Origin of the sequence: Mesorhizobium sp. LMG17149 (assembly GCF_024518695.1) — a bacterium.
In the GTDB taxonomy this organism is placed as follows: domain Bacteria; phylum Pseudomonadota; class Alphaproteobacteria; order Rhizobiales; family Rhizobiaceae; genus Mesorhizobium.
The window spans coordinates 48,233-67,486 of record NZ_JANIFL010000003.1 but is presented as its reverse complement, the minus strand read 5'-3'; the positions used below and the strand labels follow the sequence as shown (position 1 = coordinate 67,486).

The following is a 19,254-nucleotide window of genomic DNA, read 5'->3' as shown; positions in this document are numbered from 1 at the left end:
CCGTTTCGCAACCTTATTCGGCGATATCGACGCCGTCGAAGCGGTGGATCCCGAGCGGATCCATCGCAAAGCCGGTGACGGTCTTCTGCATCGGCATGAACACCTTGGAGTGAGCGAGCGTCGCCCAGGGTGCCTGTTCCTTGAAGATGACCTGTGCCTGTTCATAGAGCTTGGTGCGCTCGGCCTGGTCCGAAACGGTCTTGGCCTTGTTGATGAGCGCATCGAAGTCCTTGTTGCACCATTCCGCGCGGTTGTTCGAACCGACGGAAGCGCAGCTCAGGAGCACGCCGAGGAAGTTGTCCGGATCGCCATTGTCGCCGGTCCAGCCGACGATGACGGCGCCGTCGTGATCGACCGCGGAAGCGCGCTTGAGGTATTCACCCCAATCGTAGCTGACGATCTCGACGGTGACGCCGACCTTGGCGAAGTCCGCCTGGATCAGCTCGGCGGTGCGGCGCGCGTTCGGCATATATGGGCGCGACACCGGCATGGCCCAGACGTTCATCTTGAGGTCCTTGACGCCGGCCTCTTCAAGCAGCTTCTTGGCTGCATCCGGATCGTAAGGATCGTCCTTCACTTCCTTGTTGTAGGACCACATGGTCGGCGGGATCGGATTGATCGCCACCTGCCCGGCGCCCTGGAAGACGGCGTCGATGATGGCCTTCTTGTTGATGGCCATGTTGAGCGCCTTGCGGACGCGCACGTCGTCGAACGGCTTCTGCTGGGTGTTGTACATCAGCGCGCCGACATTGAGGCCTTCCTGCTCCTCGACCTTCAGGTTCGGATCGGCCTGCAGGCCGGCGATGTCGGCCGGTGCCGGGTACGACATGATGTTGCATTCGCCGGCCTTGAGCTTCTGCGCGCGCACCGCCGGATCGGTGGTGATGGCGAAGACCAGATCGTCGATCTTCTGCTTGCCGCCCCAATAGTCCGGGTTGGCCTTGTAGCGGATGGCGGCGTCGGTCTGGTAGTCGACGAAGATGAACGGACCGGTGCCGATCGGCTTCTGGTTGAACAGCTCAGGCGTCTTGTCGGCCTGCAGCTTGTCGGCATATTCCTTGGAGACGACCGAAGCGAAATCCATGCCCAGCGTTGGAATGAAAGTGATCGCCGGCTCCTTGAGGGTGAACTTCACCGTCAGGTCGTCGACCTTCTCGACCTTGGCGATGTTTTCGCCGAACTGGTCATTGTAATACTGGTATGCAATGCCCGGAATGTACTGAAACCAAGGGCCGTTCTTGTCGACCTGGCGTTCGAACGAGAACACCACGTCGTCGGCGTTGAAGTCGCGCGTCGGGGTGAAATAGTCGGTCGCGGCGAACTTGACGCCCTTGCGCAGCTTGAAGACATATTCCTTGCCATCGTCGGAGATCGTCCAGCTCTCGGCCAGGCCCGGCGAGGTCGTCGTCTTGCCGTGATCGAATTCGACAAGGCGGTTGAAGACGGTGCGCGATGACGCGTCGAACGTCTGGCCTGCGGTATACGGCGCCGGATCGAAACCTTCCGGCGAAGCTTCCGCGCAGTAGACCAGAGTTTTCGCATTCGCCATGCCGCCCAGGACGCTTGCAGCCAGCAACGCGGCTGCAAAAGTCAGCTTCTTATTCATTGAGCACTCCCTGATGTTCTTCCAAGCCCCTCTATCAGGCTCGCGAAGCGCGCATATAAGCACCGTTTTTCCGGCTTTGGAACACCCCGTTTGCTTACCCCGCGGGAAGCAGGAAAAAAATCCGCTATTTTGCCAAATTGCAGAAAAAATTAGCAGTTTCTTCCATTCACGAGATTATTAACAACCGCATTTTTTTATTGATCGCCAAGCTGACGATATAAATGTTCCCCGCGCTTCCGAGCGGCCGAGGGATGCGCCAGGACACCATTTGGCAGCGCCGGCGGCGGCAAGGACTTTCGACGGCAAATCTTTCGCCGTGTTGCCGCAAGGGCAAGACTTGCACGGTCACCAAGGGAGGCAATACATAGGGTATAACGGCCGCAGCGGAGGGCGCCCTTGTCAATTCAGAGGCGAGGTCAATTCAGGGGCGAGCGCGGCGCAAATGAACAAACTTGTCCAGGGAGGAACGGGTGGCAAAAGCATCAAGGACGACGACGGTGAAAGCGGGAGCCAAGGCGCCGTCGAAAGCAGCCGGTACTGCCAAGCCGAAAGCACCCGTTGCCAAAGCCGCCACGCCGAAGGCGGCCGCGGCGCCCGTAAGGGCAAGCACAAAGCCGGCGGTGAAAGCCCCGGCCAAGGCCGCGGCCGGAAAGACGGCGCCGGGGAGTAAAGCGGGTGCGGCAAAGCCCGCTGTCAAGCAGGCGTCGAAGGCTGCGGCGGCGGTGAAGGCCCCACCGGCGGCAAGGCCGGCCGACGCCACCGCCAACCGATTGCCTAAAGCATTGACGGCGCTGGCCGCCGGCTTGCCGGAAAAGCCGTGGCTCAAGAGCTATCCGAAAAACGTGCAGGCGGAGATCGGCGCCCTGCCCTACAGCTCGATCGGCGATTTCCTCGTCGGCGCCTGCAAGCAGTTTTCCGCGCAGCCGGCCTTCACCTGCATGGACAAGTCCATCAGCTACACCGATGTCGAGCGGCTGTCGGCGGCCTTCGGCGCCTACCTGCAATCGAAGGGCCTGCAGAAAGGCGCGCGCGTTGCGCTGATGATGCCGAACGTGCTGCAATATCCGGTGGCGATGATGGCGATCTTGCGCGCCGGCTATGTCGTGGTGAACATCAATCCGCTCTACACGCCGCGCGAGCTCGAACACCAGTTGAAGGATTCCGGTGCGCAAGCCATCGTCATCCTGGAAAACTTCGCCAACACCTTGCAGGCGGTGATCGCGAGGACGGCGGTCAAGCATGTGGTGGTCGCCGCGATGGGCGACATGCTCGGCGGCCTGAAGGGCACCATCGTCAATTTCGTCGTGCGCCGCGTGAAGAAGATGGTGCCGGCATGGTCCTTGCCCGGCCATGTCAAGTTCAATGCCGCCATGAAGGCCGGCGCCGGCATGGGCTTCAAGCCGGCCAAGGTGGAAGCCGACGATGTCGCCTTCCTGCAATATACGGGCGGCACCACGGGCGTGTCGAAGGGCGCCACACTGCTGCACAGAAACGTGCTCGCCAACGTCGCGCAGAACGCGCAGTGGATGGAGGACGCCTACACGATCAAGCCGAAACCGGCGCACCCCAACTTTATCTGCGCGCTGCCGCTCTATCATATTTTCGCGCTGACCGTGAACGCACTGATGGGCATGCAGCAAGGCGCCCGCAATGTGCTCATTCCCAATCCGCGCGACATTCCCGGCTTCGTCAAGGAACTGCAGAAGTATCCGGTGCACATCTTTCCCGGCCTCAACACGCTGTTCAACGCGCTGCTCAACAATGAGGATTTCCGCAAGCTCGACTTCAAGCCGCTGGTGCTGACGCTGGGCGGCGGCATGGCGGTGCAGAAGGGCGTCGCCGAACGCTGGAAGACGCTGACCGGTTGTTCGGTCACCGAAGGCTACGGCCTCTCGGAAACCTCGCCGGTCGCCACCGCCAACAAGTTCACCGCCGGCGACTTCACCGGCACCATCGGCTTGCCGCTGCCCTCGACCGAGATCGCCATCCGCGACGACGACGGCAACAATTTGCCGCTCGGCGAGGTCGGCGAGGTCTGCATCCGAGGGCCGCAAGTGATGGCGGGCTACTGGAACCGGCCCGATGAGACCGCCAAGGTGATGACCAAGGATGGCTACTTCAAATCCGGCGACATGGGCTCCATGGACGAGCGCGGCTACACCAAGATCGTCGACCGCAAGAAGGACATGATCCTGGTCTCGGGCTTCAATGTCTATCCGACCGAGCTCGAGGAAGTCGTGGCCATGCATCCGGGCGTGCTCGAAGTGGCGGCGGTCGGCGTGCCGGACGAGCATTCGGGCGAGGTGCCGAAACTGTTCGTGGTCAAGAAGGATCCGGCGCTGACCGCAGAGACGCTCACCGCCTTTTGCCGCGAGAACCTGACCGGCTACAAGCGGCCCAAATACATAGAATTCAGGACCGAGCTGCCGAAGACGCCGGTCGGCAAGATCCTGCGGCGAGCACTGCGCGAATAGTGGACGGCGATCTTGCCGACAACGATGCTCCGAATCGATGCTCACGCCTCGACCCGGCAACCTTCATCAAGGCGAACATGCGCCTTGTCCCCGTGCCTGCGCTTCCAGAAATCCAGTTTTATACAGCTCACCCCGGCAGCGGACTGAGGCGGCTCGTCGAGCCCGAAGACGATGCGGAAGACGCGCCGGAGCCACAACCGCCCTACTGGGCCTATGCATGGGCCGGCGGCACCGTGCTCGCACGCTATGTCCTTGACCATCCAACAACCGTGGCGGGACGCCGCGTGCTCGACCTTGGTGCCGGCTCCGGCCTTGTCGGCATCGCCGCAGCTAAGGCTGGGGCACGCGAAGTGATCGCCGCCGAGATCGACCGCAACGGCGTTGCCGCTCTTGAGCTCAACGCGGCCGCCAACGGCGTTGCCATCACGGTAATAGGCGTAGACATCACCGCCGGCCCGCCGCCGGCAGTTGACCTCGTGCTCGCAGGCGATGTTTTCTACGGGCGCGACGTTGCTTTACGCGTCACCCCGTTCCTCGATCGCTGCCTGGCAGCCGGCATCGACGTGCTGGTCGGCGATCCCCGTCGCAACGATCTGCCGCTGCCCCGACTGCGGTTGCTCGCCGAATACCAGGTGCCGGATTTCGGCGACGCGAAGGGAGCTGCGACCAAGCCGAGCGGTGTGTTTTCCTTCGAGGCGGATGACCGCTGGCGCTGAGATCAATCCCAGTCACTCGGAATGGCCGGGTTCGACCTCGTTCCGGACCTTTGTCAGGTGAGTACGACTGCCAGAAGGCTGCCATACAGAGCTGACATTCGGCGGCGCAAAATTGGGGTATGATCCAAGGCGCGTTATTCGGGCGTCGTAGGGTGGCTCGGCGAGTCGCAAAACGGCGGGATGGCGCGTTGCTGCCATCACCCCGGCAATGTCGATGTTGCGTTGTCTAACGCTCAGTTCTTCAAGGTCCCCGTCTCAAGCTTGGAGTGCCGCATGGTTGGCCCGCAAGAACTCGGCCGCTGTCATCGGCTTGCGGCCCAAGAGTTTCTCGAGATCCCCCGCCGTGCCGCCCCATTCTCCGGCGTTGATGCCTTGCACCCACACAAGCGCGAAGCGGGCGGCCTGCTCGGGCAGACCCGCCGCCACTAAGTGGGCGATGTAATCGTGATCCGAGCCGGAAACAAACGGCACTCGCTTGCCGCTGACATCCGACAGGATCTGTGCGACATCCGCGAAGGACACGGCGGGATCGCCATACAGCGAGTATGTCTTGTATTCATGGCCGTCTTGGCTCAGCACAATGGCATGCGCCTCTGCTAGGTCGTCACGGCTGGCATAGCCCGCCTTGCCCGCACCAGCCGGCACGTGAACCCCGGTCTCCAGGGCGTTTCCGCCGATGTAGAATGGGATGCTCTCGATAAAGGGCGGATGACGGACGAGCGTGTAGGCTAGGCCGGACGCCTTCAGTTTTTCCTCGACGAACAGATCCTGCTCGGTGATATCCGACAAGGTGAAGGCGGATCCTGCTTCGTGGATGATCGGCATATAGACGATGTGCTTAACGCCCGCCTGCCGAGCTGCGCTAATGGCATTTTGGTGCTGGGTATTGCGATCGGTAAAGGCCGTGGCGGATACGAGCATTAGCTTATCAATGCCCTCGAACGCGCGCACCAGTCCGTCATAGTCGAGATAGTCGCCTTGGCGGATCTCAATCCTATCGGCCGCCAGATCGGCCGCCTTGGCGGGATCGCGGGCCAGGCCGACGAGATCGCTGGCGGGCAACCGCTTTAGGAGATGTTGGAGAGTTTTTCGGCCGATATTGCCGGTTGCGCCGGTTACGAGGATCTTGGCCATGGTGATTTCCTTTGGGCTTTTGCACATCGACACCGTCGTCCGATCCAGGTAAGTCAGAACAGACCTGCAAACCAGTACCGACTATTTGGTAAGTGCCAAAATTCGGAGATCGACGTGACCGAGACAAATTTCCAATGCGGCCTGGAAGCGGTTCTTGCCATCCTTGGAGGCAAGTGGAAGCCGCTTGTCGTCTATCATCTGGCCAGCGGGCCCAAACGCACCGGTCGACTCCGCAGGCTCGTTACCAACGTGAGCGAGAAAATGCTGATCCAGCACCTGAAAGAACTGACGGATGATGGCGTTATTCGTCGCATTGACTTTCAGACGGTGCCGCCGCACGTCGAGTATGAACTAACCGACTTTGGTCAAAGCCTGGCCGGAGTACTCGCGCCCTTGTGCGAATGGGGAACTCATCATACGTCCGAGGTAGCCCTGATCGTGCAAAATCGATCGCGCCCCTCTGCAGGTGCGTAGCGGTCCCAAATCTGGCGGTGGACCAAAGTCCGCCTTTGAAGGAACAGCCCGTCTCCTTTCCACCAATCTCAGCCGTTGGCGGGAAAAGCCCAAGTTGATTTGCCCGGCCTCCGCCGTCAGATCGTCTCCTTGACCCGCGCCGAGAGAAAATCCGGCAGGTCGGCGACCGAATCCAGGATCACATCGGCAATGCCGGCCAGCGATTCGCGGGTGCCGGTGCCGGAGAGCACGCCGACTGCCAGCCCGCAGCCACCGGCACGCGCCATTTCGAGGTCGTGCCTGTTGTCGCCGACCATGGCGATCTCCGCCGGCCTGAGGCCGGTGAGGTCGCTGAAAGCCAGGATGGTGTCGGGCGCCGGCTTCGGATTGGCCACCGCGTCGTAGCCATAGGCCGCGTCGAACAATTGGGCGACGCCGAGCGTCACCAGCGTCTTTTCCGCGCCGCTGGTCGAATCATTGGTGGCGACGCCAAGCCGGTAAGATTTCCTGTGCAGTGCCGTCAGCGTGTCGACGATGCCCGGCAGCGCCACGGCCATTGCCGAGCCCTGCACCGAGGTGATTTCGTTGAAGCGGGCAACCGCAAGCATCTGGTCCTCGTTGGACAGGCGCGGAAACCACAATTCGACGACGTCGAGATTGGTGCCGGACGCAAAGATCGAATCCGGTTTGAAACGCTTGTTGGCGAAATCGAAGCCGGCGGCGGCCAGCAGCCTGTCGGCTTTCCAGCGATCGCCTTCGGACGCATCCATGGCCATGAAGTCGGCAACGCCGAGCCAGGTGGCGTTGAAATCGACAAGCGTGCCGTCCTTGTCGAACAATATTCCCTTGATGTCTGCCAAACTTTTCACTCCGCGCCACGCAAATGGTGGATGAATCCCACAAGGCCTGCGGTCGATGCGTCCCGCTTCGCGGCACTTTCCTTGCCCTCCACGACAGGCAGAAGGCCGGTGGCCAGTTCCTTGCCGAGCTCGACACCCCACTGGTCGAAGGAGTTGATGTCGAACAGCGTGCCCTCGACGAAGACGCGGTGCTCGTAGAGCGCGATCAGCCGGCCGAAGGTGCGCGGGTCGAGTTTGCGGTAGAGGATGGTCAGCGAGGGCCGGTTGCCGGAGAAGACGCGGTGCGGCGCTATCTTGTCGACCTCGGCCGGCTTCATGCCCTTGGCCAGCATCTGGGCGCGGGCTTCGTCCAGCGTGCGGCCCTTCATCAGCGCTTCCGACTGCGCCAGGCAGTTGGCGAGCAGCAGATCGTGCTGGTGCTTGAGATCGGGCTCGTGGCCGACGGCCGCGGCGAGGAACTCGACCGGGATGATATCGGTGCCCTGGTGCAGCAGCTGGAAGAAGGCATGCTGGCCGTTGGTGCCGGGCTCGCCCCAGACCAGCGGTCCGGTCGGCGTCGTCACCTCTGTGCCTTCGAGGGTGACGCTCTTGCCGTTCGATTCCATGTCGAGCTGCTGCAGATAGGCCGGCAGCCTGGACAGGCGCTGGTCATACGGGATGACGGCGCGCGCCGGGTAGCCGCAGATGACGCGATGCCACCAGCCGACCAGTCCAAGCAGCGCCGGCAGGTTCTCCTGCACCGGCGCGGTGCGGAAATGCTCGTCCATCTCATGCGCGCCATCGAGGAAGGCGCGAAAATTCCGCGGGCCGACAGCGATCATCACCGGCAGGCCGATGGCGCCCCAGAGCGAATAGCGGCCGCCGACCCAGTCCCAGAAGCCGAAGACGCGATCCGGCTCGATGCCGAACTTGGCCACCAGGTCGAGTGCGGTGGAGACGGCGGCGAAATGCTTGCCGACCGCTTCCTTACCCAGTGCTTCCTGCACCCATTTCCGAGCGGTTTCGGCGTTGGTCATCGTTTCGACGGTGGTGAAGGTCTTGGAAGCGATGATGAAAAGCGTGGTTTCGGCGGAGAGGCCCTTCAGTGTGTCGTGGATATGGGCGCCGTCGATGTTGGAAACGTAATGTGCGCGCGGCCCGTCATGATAGGGCGCCAGCGCCAGCGTCGCCATGGCCGGGCCGAGATCGGAACCGCCGATGCCAATGTTGACGATGTCGGTGATCTTCTTGCCGGTGGCGCCAGCCGCCTTGCCCGAGCGCACGGCATCGGCAAAGGCGCCCATGGCGTCGAGCACGGCGATGACGTCAGCCTTGACGTCCTGGCCATCGACGGTGACGCCCTTGCCGGTCAGGTTGCGCAGCGCCGTGTGCAGCACGGCACGGTCCTCGGTGACGTTGATCTTCTTGCCGGCGAACATGGCGGCGCGGCGGCCTTCGAGATCGGCGGCCTGGGCGAGCTTTTCCAGCAGCTCCATGGTGGTCGCGTCGACCGCGCATTTCGACCAGTCGAGCAGCAGATCGCCGTCGGCAGCGGAGAATTCCACGAACCGCTTGGGATCGGCGGCGAAGGCCTGGCGCATGCTGGCGGGCGCCGCCGCGCGGTGGTCACGCAAGGCGGCGAGCTGTTTTTGAAAGGACGATTGATCCACTGCCAAACTCCGAGACCTCGAGCCATCATTACGGACCGGATGTTTCCGGCGCGTGTCGTCGCGACAATCTATCGGGCCGAACTCCACCCGTTTCAATGCGCAGCGATGACGCACACCGTCACCCCAGCGATGACGCAGACGTCACGCGGCGATCACGCAGACGTCACGTACGGTGTCATCGCCGGGATGAGGCGCCGCGTCACCCCAGGATGCCGCAACGCGGCATCAAAAGGACGTGAAGGATCACTGGCATAAATCCCAACGATCAGAAAAATTGATTGGCGCAACCCCTTGTGCCACGGTTACGTTCGGCTGGTCCAGCCAAGCGAAAAAGACTGGCCATCGAGGAAATCTCCCATGCCACAGCGAAACGACACGGCGATATGGTCCGGCCTGTTCCGGATTTCGGCCGAATCCGGCCAAACCCTGCAGGCGCAGATCCGCCAGGCCATCGTAGCCGCCATTCTCGACCGCCAGATCGCCGCTTCGATGCCGCTTCCTTCCTGCCGGATCCTGGCCGAAAAACTTGGCGTGGCTCGCGGAACCGTGGTGCTGGCGTTCCAGCAGCTCGTCGACCAGGGTTTCCTGGTGGCGCGCGAGCGGCGTGGCCATTTCGTCAATCCCGATGTGCTGGCGACACCGGCCAAGCCGCACCAGAAGGCGCCCGACCAGGCCAACGAGATCGACTGGAAGGCACGCCGCAAGATCGCCGCAAGCGACATGCCGCCGCCAGCGAAGCACGAGAACTGGATCAAGTCGTCCTACCCTTTCGTCTACGGGCAGTTCGACCCGGCGCTGTTCCCGACCGCCGAGTGGCGCGAGTGCAACCGCATGGCCCTTGCCGTGCTGGAAATCCGTAACTGGGCGTCCGACATGGTCGACCGTGACGATCCGCTGCTGATCGAGCAGATCCAGGCGCGGCTCCTGCCCCGGCGCGGCATCTTTGCCAACCCGGACGAGATCATCGTCACGCTGGGCGCCCAGAACGCGCTCTACATGCTGGCGACGCTGCTGATGTCCAAAGGCTCCAAGGTGGCGATGGAAGACCCGGGCTATCCCGATGCCCGCTCGATCTTCCGCCTTGCCGGCGCGGAGATACAGCCGGTGCCGGTCGACCAGTCCGGCATCGTAACTGCTTCTATCCCCAACGATTCCGGCTTCGTCTTCGTCACGCCCAGCCATCATTGCCCGACCATGGTGCCGTTGTCGGCGGAGCGGCGGCAGGATCTTCTGGCGCGAGCCAACCGCTACAACCAGATCATCATCGAGGACGGCTATGACAGCCAGCTTCTCGACGAGGCACCGCAGCAAGCACTGAAGAGCCTCGATCGTTCTGGCCGCGTCGTCTATGTCGGCTCGATGTCCAAGACGCTGGCTCCGGGCCTGCGGCTCGGCTACATCGTGGCGTCCGCCGGACTGATCGCGGAGCTCAGGGCGCTGCGCCGCTTCATGCTGCGTCACCCGCCGGCCAACAATCAGCGCGCCGTAGCGCTGTTCCTGTCGCTCGGCCACCACGAGGCGCTGGTGCGGCGGCTGTCTTCAGCCTTCGACGAGCGGCGCAAGCGGCTGGTCCATGCGATTTCCGCCTTCCTGCCGGAATGGCGTTCGACCGATTCGGCCGGCGGCACGTCGCTGTGGCTCGAAGGGCCGCGCGGCACCGATTCGCGCGGGCTGGCCGAGGCAGCCGCCTCGCGCAGCGTCATCATCGAGCCAGGCGACCGTTTCTTCGATCGCACTGAAAAGCCTTCGCGTTTCATGCGGCTGGGCATCTCGTCGATCGCACTGCAGCACATCGAGCCAGGCATTCGCGAACTGGCCACGGCCGCCGGACGCAGACCCGCGGCCGCCTGATCCATCGTCGATCTCTCGTGACCGGAGCCGTTCGCAGCGGCTCCGGTATTTTAGCTCTGGCACATGGAACTGGGCCAGCTGGCCCATAGGATGGGCCAGTGCCAGCGGCATAGTCGGCGTCAGGGGAAGAAGCAGGCCGATGGTGGACCAACCGCCACGAGTTCCTGCCGACGAAGGTGGAGTGCTTCCATGCCAGTGGCTGTCGAACAGCAGGACACGCCGGCGAACCGTCGTCCGCAGCGCTCCGGTCTTCGCGAAACAGGACATGCCATGCGATCATCTCCCCTGGTGGAGGATACCAGACCACAGCACAAAGCCATCGAGGGTGGCGGCTACGGGCCGCTGCGCGGGGATGACCGCGAGCGTATCCACGAGGGCGTGCTGACGCTTTTGGAGACAGTGGGTTTCGCCAACGCCATTCCTTCCTGCATAAAGGTGTTGACCAAGGTGGGGGCGGTCCACGGCGACGATGGCCGGGTCCGCTTTCCGCGCGCGCTCGTGCTCGACACCATCAAGCGGGCGGCACGACATTTCACGCTTTATGGCCAGGACCCCAGGCACGACATGGTGGTCCAGGGCAAGCGCGTGCACTACGGCACGGCAGGCATCGCCGTGCACCTGGTGGATCTGGAGAAGCGCGAGTACCGCGAGTCCAAGCTGCAGGATATTTATGATGCCGCCCGCATCGTCGACGGGCTGGACAACATCCATTTCTTCCAGCGGCCGATGGTGGCGCGCGACATCGCCGATCCGCTCGAGATGGATTTCAACACGCTTTATGCCTGTGTGATGGGAACATCGAAGCACGTCGGAACATCCTTCACCGTGCGTGAGAACGTGAAGCCTGCGCTTGAAATGCTGTACGCCATCGCCGGCGGCGAGGAGCATTTCCGTGCCCGGCCGTTCGTTTCCAACTCCAACTCATTCGTCGTGCCGCCAATGAAGTTCGCCGAGGATGCCTGCGGCGTGCTTGAGGCCTGCGTCGAAGGCGGCATCCCGATCCTGCTGCTGTCGACCGGCCAGTCCGGCACCACGGCACCCGCGGCGATGGCCGGCGCCGTCGTGCAAGCAGTGGCCGAAGTGCTGGCCGGCCTGGTCTATGTCAACGCGCTCAAGCCCGGCCATCCGGCGATCTTCGGCGCATGGCCGTTCATGTCGGACCTGCGCACCGGCGCCATGGCGGGCGGGTCGGCCGAGCAGTCGGTGGCAACGGCGGCCTGTGCCCAGATGGCGCAATTCTACGACCTGCCCGGTGGCTCCGCCGCCGGCATGACGGATTCGAAATTGCCCGATATTCAGTCCGGCTACGAAAAGGGCATCACCAATGTGATGGCCGGCCTCTCCGGCCTCAACCTCGTCTACGAGGCGGCCGGCATGCATGCCTCGCTGCTCGGCTTCTGCCTGGAGAGCCTGGTCATCGACAACGACATGCTCGGTCATTGCCTAGGCTGCGCGCGTGGCATCGACGTGACTGACGAGGCCCTGTCGATCGACAGCATCGCCGAGGTCTGCCTCAAGGGTCCGGGCCACTATCTCGACAACGAACAAACGCTCAAGCTGATGCAGACCGAGCACTTCTATCCCGCCCTCGGCGATCGTTCCTCGCCGAAGGAATGGAACGAAAAAGGCCGGCCTGATATATTGCTGCGTGCGATCACCGAGAAGAAACGCATTCTTGCCGAGCGATTTCCGCGCCACGTGCCAAAACAGGTCGACGACAGATTGCGTGCCCGCTTCGGCAACCTGATCCACCTGCCGCGCACGCAAATGGGCGGCTGACCGGAGACGAGTTCGTGCAGCCATACAGCCACCACCCGGAGCCAATTCAGGACGGAAAACCGCTTCACACTTTTCCTGGAATTGCGCTCTTCGTTTGACGCAATTCCTAACAGAAAACCGCTTCACACTTTTCCTGGAATTGCTCCGGGATCAACCATCGGGCAGAACGACAAATGAGTGTGCATCCTATCCAGCAAGCACCCACCGACGGCGACGCGATCGATCGGCTGGTGGCATCTCATCAGCCAGGTCACGGCCTGGTGCGTGCCTTCTATCATGATCCGGCGATCTTCGAGCGCGACATGGAACGTGTCTTTCGCCGCCATTGGCATTGCCTGGCCCATGCCAGCGTTATCCCGAACCCCGGCGATTTCGAGCTGTTCAAGCTGGGCGACGAGGCGGTCATCCTGACACGCGGCATGGATGGCACCGTGCATGCCATGCTTAATGTCTGCCGCCACCGTGGTGCCGAGGTCTGCACCAAGGAGAAGGGCAATGCGAAGATGTTCGTGTGCCCCTACCACGCATGGGCCTATTCCAATGACGGATCCTTGCGTGCCGCACGCCTGATGCCGAAGGATTTCGACCGCACGGCGCACGGGCTGAAGAAGCTTCATGTCCGCGTCGCCTCCGGGCTGGTCTTCATTTCCTTCGCCGAGACGCCGCTCGATTTCGATCCGATCGAACAGTCGCTGCGCACGAGCTGCGGCCAATATGGCTGGGGCGACGCCAAGGTGGCGTATCGTCAGTCTTATGCGCTCGACGCCAACTGGAAGCTCGCCGTCGAGAACTATGTCGAATGTTACCATTGCGGGCCGGCGCATCCGGAATATTCGCAGACGCATGCGCTGGAAAAACCGGCCGAGATGATCGAGCAGCTCAATGCCGCGATGGAGCGACGCACCTGCGCGCTCGGCATCGAGATCGGCAGCGCCAACCGCTGGCAGAACTCGGCCGCCGGACAGGAGGCGATCCACACTTTCCGCTATGCGCTCTATGACGGCGTTTCCAGCGGCAGCAAGGACGGCTCGCCGGTCGCGCCGCTGATGGGCCGCTTCACCGACTATGATGGTGGCGTGACATCGATCCATCTTGGCGGCACCAGCTTCCTGGTCTGTTATCCCGATCACGGCATGATCTATCGTTTCATCCCGAAAACAGCTGGTACCTGTGAGATGGAGCTGATCTGGCTGGTGCGCGGCGACGCGGTCGAGGGGCAGGACTACGATCTGGAGAAGCTGACCTGGCTGTGGAAGGTCACCACCGAAGAGGACAAGAAGATCATCGAGCACACCGCGCGCGGCGTGCGCTCGCACTATTTCGTGCCCGGACCGATCGCGCCGATGGAATACAACGAACTGCGCTACATCGGCTGGTATCTCGAGGAGATCAGCCGGGCCTGATCGGCTCGGCTGCCGCGGGAGAATCAGGCAGATCTTGCCTTTCGCGTCATTCCGCGCTGAGCCCGTATCGGTCGACGACTTCAGCGTTGATGAGCTTGGCATGCAGCGTCATCAGCACGATCTGCGCGTCGAGGCTGTCGCCGGTTTCAAGCGCCGCCTCGATGCGACGTTCGGCTTCCAGCGTCCGCTGATGGCCATTGGCTTGCTCGAAGGTTTCGGGACCCGCGATGCAATAGCTGCATAATTGCGCCACCGACGCATAGGTGCCCGGTGGCGGCTCGTCGGGCCAGCGATCCTTCATGAGATTGACGAGGGTAAGCTTCACGCCCTCCGGCACAAGGGCTGGATGCAGATCGGCGCCGCGCAATGCATCGTCGAGCTGCCTCAAGTCGCCCGAACGGCCGAACATTCCGAGGAAGCCGAGGGAAGAGCGCCGTCCGGCCATGATGTTTCCTTCCGTTTCCAGCCCACTTAGGTGGTGGGCAAGCGGATTACAAAGGCGGTGCTGTCTAACCAGCCGCCGCCAGCAAGACCCCTGCAAGGGCGGATAGCGCGAGTGTCGGCAGCATGCCGACTTTCAGCTTCAGGATGGCGACCATCGCGGCCACGGATAGCAAGGCCGCACGCCAGTCGATGGACGAAAGCACCGGCACGTTCATGCCAAGCCCCGTCGCGTGCACCTCACGGAAGATGACATGCAAAGCAAACCATAGGGCCAGATTCATGATCACCCCGACAATTGCGGCGGTGATCGCGCCCAGTGCGGCCGACAATGCCTTGTTGCCGCGCAAGGCCTCGATGTAGGGCGCCCCGAGGAATATCCAGAAAAAGCAGGGCGTGAACGTCACCCACAAGGTGAGCAGCGCCCCCAGCGATCCGGCAAGTAACGGGTCGAGCGAGCCGGAATGGCGGAACGCGGCGATGAAGCCGACGAACTGCAACACCAGGATGAGTGGTCCTGGCGTCGTTTCTGCAAGTCCAAGACCGTCGACCATTTCACCCGGCGCCAGCCAGCCGAAGGACTGGACGGCTGCCTGCGCGACATAGGCGAGGACCGCATAGGCGCCACCGAAGGTGACGACAGCCATCAGGCTGAAGAACCGGCCTATCTCGGTCCAGACGCTTGCGGAGCCGGTGAACCACCAGATCAAAAGAACAGGCCCGAGCCAGATCGGCAGCCAGATGGCGAGGGTGCGCGGCGCGTGCCATTTGGTCGGTTTGACATGGGCCAGTTCGCCACGCTCGAACATCAGGTCGACCGCTCCCTTGGAGTCGGCAACACCGTCCTTGCCATGGGCCGAGCCGGAAAACAGGCCGGGAGCAACGCGGTCCCCCAGCCATCCCGTCAGGCCGGCGAGAAGGACGATGAGCGGAAACGGCACATTCAACGCATAGATGGCAATGAACGCCGCGACCGCGATCGACACCATGACCCGGTTCTTGAGGGCGCGTCGCCCGATCCGGATCACCGCCTCGATGACAATGGCGAGCACCGCCGCCTTCACCCCGAAAAACAGCGCCGCGACGAGCGGCATGTCGCCATAGAGGACGTACAGGCTGCTCAAGGCGAGCATGACGAGCGCGCCCGGCACGACGAACAGGATGCCGGCAACAAGGCCACCGGCCGTCCTGTGCAGCAGCCAACCGATGTAGATGGCGAGTTGCTGGGCTTCCGGGCCAGGCAGCAGCATGCAGTAATTCAACGCATGCAGGAAACGCCGTTCCCCGATCCAGCGCCGCTCCTCGACCAGTTCCTTGTGCATCAGCGCGATCTGCCCGGCCGGACCGCCAAAGCTGAGCAATCCGATTTTCGCCCAGACCTTCGTGGCTTCCGCGAAGGTCGGCGCAGCCGGCGGCTCGACGGTCACCGCCTTATTGTCGGGGACAAGAATGGTCATGATGGTTTACCTGCAGCGGGCCAGTTGTGCGTTTCTTCGGTGGCGTCGCGACACCAGCGGAAGAACGCGTCGTAGAGCAGCATGCCTGCTTCCAGTTGTTCCAAATCGTCGCGGTACATACGCGACAGACCCAGCGAGGCAGCCAGAAAGCCGGCCGCCTGGGGCACCAGGTCGAGGCTTGCGGTGTCGGCCGCGCGCACGATTGCGGCGAGGCGATCGAGCGCCCCGGATTCCAACCCGAACTCCTCGATCATGGTGTCGAAGGTGCAGCGTTCGCCGCGATGGCTCCAGAACACATTGTCGATGTCGAACGGCACGGCCTGAAAGCGGTCGGCAACAGCCAATACTTCAGCGGGTTCGACAAACAGGAACACCGCGTCGGGGTCGAGGAAACGCCGGATCAGCCATGGGCAAGCGATGCGGTCGACCTTCGGGCGGGATCGCGTCACCCAGACGGTGGCGCCCTTTTCATTGCGTGGCGGCAACTTGGCGGTGCGGACCAGAAGCCCCCCGGCATCGCGCCAGGCCTCAAAGCCGCCTTCAAGGGATTCGGCTGATATCCCCTCATGGCGCATCCATGCGACGACGCCTTGCGAGAGCTTTTGCCCCTTCTGGCAGACGACGGCCACCGGCTTGTCGGCAAACTCGGCCGCCCAGGTCGAAACGGTTTTGAAATCGCGCCGGCACGAGGCCGGCAACAGGCGCGGATCGGCTTCGAAATCTTCTTCGATGCGAACATCGATGATGACAGGTGCACCCGGCAGACCTATGAGCCGGGACAATTGCGGTACGGTGATAGCGGTTGTTGACGGCATGGCGTCCACCTCCTGAAAAGAGAAGCTTGGACGCGAACGTTGGGCTGACGCCTCACGGGGTCGTCGCGATGCACCCCTTGTCATGATGGTGGATTTGTTGGGCGCGCTTGTCAAGGACGGTGACCGTTCTCGACCTACCCGGCCAGGATAACCGGAAAACCGATGGCGGCCTGATTTGATCAAGCCGCCATCCGTCGATTCAGTATCAATGATTGTCTCTGGGGACACCGCTGGTGTGCGCGACATCCTGGTATTTCACCGCCGGCTTCAGCACCATCCCCTCCGAGAACTGCGCGACCATGCCGCGCTGGATCTCCTGCCAGGGTGTCTGGTGCTTGGGATAGTGGAAGCCGCCATTGTTTTGCAGTTCGGCGCGGCGCCGGGTGATCTCGTCGTCGGTGACGAGGATGTCGGCCGTGCCTTTGCGCAAGTCGATGCGAACCCGGTCGCCCGTCTTGAGCAGCGCCAGTCCGCCGCCGATTGCGGCTTCCGGCGAGGCGTTGAGGATCGAGGGCGAACCCGACGTGCCCGACTGGCGGCCGTCACCGATGCAAGCGAGCGCGTGGATGCCCTTCTTGATGAGATAGGCCGGCGGCTGCATGTTGACGACCTCGGCACCGCCGGGATAGCCGACCGGGCCAGCGCCGCGCATGAACAGGATGGTGTGTTCGTCGATGCCTTGCGCCGGGTCGTCGATGCGGGCGTGGTAATCCTCCGGCCCGTCGAAAACCATGGCGTTACCTTCGAAAGCCTCGGGATCCTTCGGGTTGGACAGATAGCGCTCGCGGAATTCCGGCGAGATGCCGCTGGTCTTCATGATCGCCGAATCAAACAGATTGCCCCTGAGGTTGATGAAGCCGGCATTGGCCTTCAGCGGCTTGGCGACAGAGCGGATGACGTCGGGGTTTTCGTTGGCGACGCCCTCGCTGTTCTCACCGATCGACTTGCCGTTGACGGTGCGCGCGCCGGGATGCGGCAACAGCCCGCCCTTCATCAGTTCGGCAATGACCGCCGGCACGCCGCCGGCATGATGGTAGTCCTCGCCGAGGTATTCGCCCGTCGGCTGCAAATTGACCAGCAGCGGCACATTGAGGCCGACCGTCTGCCAGTCGTCATTGTCGAGCTTGACTCCAAGGTGGCGGGCGATGGCGTTGAGATGGATAGGCGCGTTGGTCGAGCCGCCAATGGCCGAGTTGACGACGATGGCGTTCTCGAAAGCCTCCCTCGTCATGATGTCGGACGGCTTCAGATCCGCATGCACCATCTCGACGATGCGTTTTCCGGTCTCATAGGAAATCTGGCCGCGCTCGCGGTAGGGCGCGGGAATGGCGGCCGAGCCCGGCAATTGCATGCCGAGCGCCTCGGCCAGCGAGTTCATCGTGGTGGCGGTGCCCATGGTGTTGCAATAGCCGGTGGACGGCGCCGACGAGGCGACGATGTCCATGAACTCGTCATAGCCGATCTCGCCGGCCGAAAGCCGCTGGCGCGATTCCCAGACGATGGTGCCGGAGCCGGTGCGCTTGCCCTTGTGCCAGCCATTGAGCATCGGGCCGACCGACAGCGCGATCGCCGGGATGTTGACGGTGGCCGCCGCCATCAGCAGGGCCGGCGTCGTCTTGTCGCAACCGATGGTCAGCACGACGCCATCGAGCGGATAGCCGTAGAGCACCTCGACAAGGCTGAGATAGGCAAGGTTGCGGTCAAGTGCCGCGGTCGGGCGCTTGCCGGTCTCCTGGATCGGATGGCAAGGAAACTCGAAAGGAATGCCGCCCATCGAGACGATGCCTTCGCGCACACGCTTGGCGAGTTCGATATGGTGACGGTTGCAAGGCGACAGATCCGAGCCGGTCTGGGCGATGCCGATCAGCGGCTTGCCGGACATCAGTTCGGCGCGCGTCAGGCCGTAATTGAGATAGCGCTCGAGATAGAGCGCCGTCATGCCCGGATTGTCGGGATTGTCGAACCACTCCTGCGAGCGAAATTTTTTCTTATGGGTGGGGGCGCCTGCCATCATGGTCTCCGTATTTGTAAGACAAATCGATATGGCAACGCGCGGGAGCAGGCAAGAGGGCGTGCGGTCGCAACCGGACTTTGGTGCGATAGACACGCACCGAGCCGTGCGTTACGGGTTCGGGCAGTCTTGTCCGGGAGGTTTTCATGGCTTTGGTGATCGAAGGCGAGGAGCGCATTGCCGCACCGCTGCAAAAAGTGTGGGAAGCGCTGAACGATCCCGAGGTCTTGAAGGCGACCATTCCCGGCTGCCAGAGCCTGGAGATGAAGTCGCCGACCGAGATGGCGGCAACCGTGGTGGTGAAGATCGGACCGATCAAGGCGACGTTCAACGGCGAAGTGACGCTGAAGAACCTGAAGCCGCCGCACTCCTACACCATCCAGGGCGAAGGCAAGGGCGGCATTGCAGGCTTCGCCAAGGGGGGCGCCGACGTGACGCTGACGGCGGATGGACCCGACGCCACGATATTGAACTACGCGGCCAAGGCCGATGTCGGGGGCAAGATCGCACAGCTTGGCAGCCGCCTGATCGAATCGACCTCGAAGAAACTGGCTGGACAGTTTTTTTCCAGCTTTGGCGAGAAGGTCGGCGCGGCCTAGGCTGCA

The 19,254-nt window shown here is 62.6% G+C and carries 15 protein-coding genes; 7 read left to right on the top strand and 8 right to left on the bottom strand.

What is annotated here, in order from left to right:
• Positions 1-13: 13 nt before the first annotated feature.
• Entirely contained in the window at positions 14-1,606 is a 1,593-nt protein-coding gene (locus NP945_RS06575) for an ABC transporter substrate-binding protein (RefSeq protein WP_256745891.1), read from the bottom strand.
• 470 nt (positions 1,607-2,076) lie between these two features.
• Between NP945_RS06575 and NP945_RS06570 the strand changes: the two genes are divergently transcribed.
• Both NP945_RS06570 and NP945_RS06565 read left to right on the top strand, forming a co-directional pair.
• Positions 2,077-4,080, top strand: a complete 2,004-nt coding sequence (locus NP945_RS06570) for a long-chain fatty acid--CoA ligase (RefSeq protein WP_256745890.1) — start codon at positions 2,077-2,079, stop codon at positions 4,078-4,080.
• A complete protein-coding gene (locus NP945_RS06565; protein WP_372337957.1) occupies positions 4,080-4,796 on the top strand; it encodes a methyltransferase in 717 nt (238 codons plus the stop codon). Before NP945_RS06570 ends, NP945_RS06565 begins: the two co-directional genes overlap by 1 nt.
• Positions 4,797-5,051: 255 nt before the next feature.
• Here NP945_RS06565 and NP945_RS06560 read toward each other — a convergent pair whose 3' ends face one another.
• Positions 5,052-5,930, bottom strand: a complete 879-nt coding sequence (locus NP945_RS06560; RefSeq protein WP_256745889.1) for an NAD(P)H-binding protein — start codon at positions 5,928-5,930, stop codon at positions 5,052-5,054.
• Positions 5,931-6,044: 114 nt separating this feature from the next.
• Between NP945_RS06560 and NP945_RS06555 the strand changes: the two genes are divergently transcribed.
• Entirely contained in the window at positions 6,045-6,404 is a 360-nt protein-coding gene (locus NP945_RS06555; RefSeq protein ID WP_256745888.1) for a helix-turn-helix domain-containing protein, read from the top strand.
• 116 nt (positions 6,405-6,520) lie between these two features.
• Here the strand turns inward: NP945_RS06555 and NP945_RS06550 are convergent, their stop codons facing one another.
• A complete protein-coding gene (locus NP945_RS06550) occupies positions 6,521-7,243 on the bottom strand; it encodes an HAD family hydrolase (protein ID WP_127398955.1) in 723 nt (240 codons plus the stop codon).
• Positions 7,244-7,248: 5 nt separating this feature from the next.
• Positions 7,249-8,898 carry a glucose-6-phosphate isomerase gene (gene pgi / locus NP945_RS06545; protein ID WP_306283091.1) on the bottom strand — a complete coding sequence of 550 codons (1,650 nt, stop codon included), beginning with the start codon at positions 8,896-8,898 and terminating at the stop codon, positions 7,249-7,251.
• Between the two features lie 351 nt (positions 8,899-9,249).
• Between pgi and NP945_RS06540 the strand changes: the two genes are divergently transcribed.
• From NP945_RS06540 to NP945_RS06530, 3 genes are all read left to right on the top strand, one after another.
• Entirely contained in the window at positions 9,250-10,743 is a 1,494-nt protein-coding gene (locus tag NP945_RS06540) for a PLP-dependent aminotransferase family protein (protein ID WP_024503382.1), read from the top strand.
• Positions 10,744-10,932: 189 nt separating this feature from the next.
• Positions 10,933-12,522 carry a trimethylamine methyltransferase family protein gene (locus NP945_RS06535; RefSeq protein WP_256745886.1) on the top strand — a complete coding sequence of 530 codons (1,590 nt, stop codon included), beginning with the start codon at positions 10,933-10,935 and terminating at the stop codon, positions 12,520-12,522.
• A gap of 173 nt (positions 12,523-12,695) precedes the next feature.
• Positions 12,696-13,925: an aromatic ring-hydroxylating dioxygenase subunit alpha gene (locus NP945_RS06530; RefSeq protein WP_256745885.1), complete on the top strand. Its 1,230-nt coding sequence runs from the start codon at positions 12,696-12,698 to the stop codon at positions 13,923-13,925.
• 46 nt (positions 13,926-13,971) lie between these two features.
• Here the strand turns inward: NP945_RS06530 and NP945_RS06525 are convergent, their stop codons facing one another.
• The 4 genes from NP945_RS06525 to NP945_RS06510 all read right to left on the bottom strand — a co-directional run bounded on the left by NP945_RS06525 (position 13,972) and on the right by NP945_RS06510 (position 18,649).
• Positions 13,972-14,370, bottom strand: a complete 399-nt coding sequence (locus NP945_RS06525) for a hypothetical protein (protein ID WP_256745884.1) — start codon at positions 14,368-14,370, stop codon at positions 13,972-13,974.
• A gap of 64 nt (positions 14,371-14,434) precedes the next feature.
• Positions 14,435-15,823, bottom strand: coding sequence for a chromate efflux transporter (chrA, locus tag NP945_RS06520; protein ID WP_127273111.1), 1,389 nt, complete (start codon positions 15,821-15,823; stop codon positions 14,435-14,437).
• Entirely contained in the window at positions 15,820-16,638 is an 819-nt protein-coding gene (locus NP945_RS06515) for a chromate resistance protein ChrB domain-containing protein (RefSeq protein ID WP_256746145.1), read from the bottom strand. Before NP945_RS06515 ends, chrA begins: the two co-directional genes overlap by 4 nt.
• A gap of 205 nt (positions 16,639-16,843) precedes the next feature.
• The gene (locus tag NP945_RS06510) at positions 16,844-18,649 is read right to left on the bottom strand and encodes an IlvD/Edd family dehydratase (protein WP_256745883.1); all 1,806 of its coding nucleotides are present in this window, start codon (positions 18,647-18,649) and stop codon (positions 16,844-16,846) included.
• Between the two features lie 146 nt (positions 18,650-18,795).
• On the opposite strand from NP945_RS06510, the gene NP945_RS06505 reads away from it, so the two are divergent.
• A complete protein-coding gene (locus NP945_RS06505; protein ID WP_013528005.1) occupies positions 18,796-19,248 on the top strand; it encodes a carbon monoxide dehydrogenase subunit G in 453 nt (150 codons plus the stop codon).
• Positions 19,249-19,254: the final 6 nt, after the last annotated feature.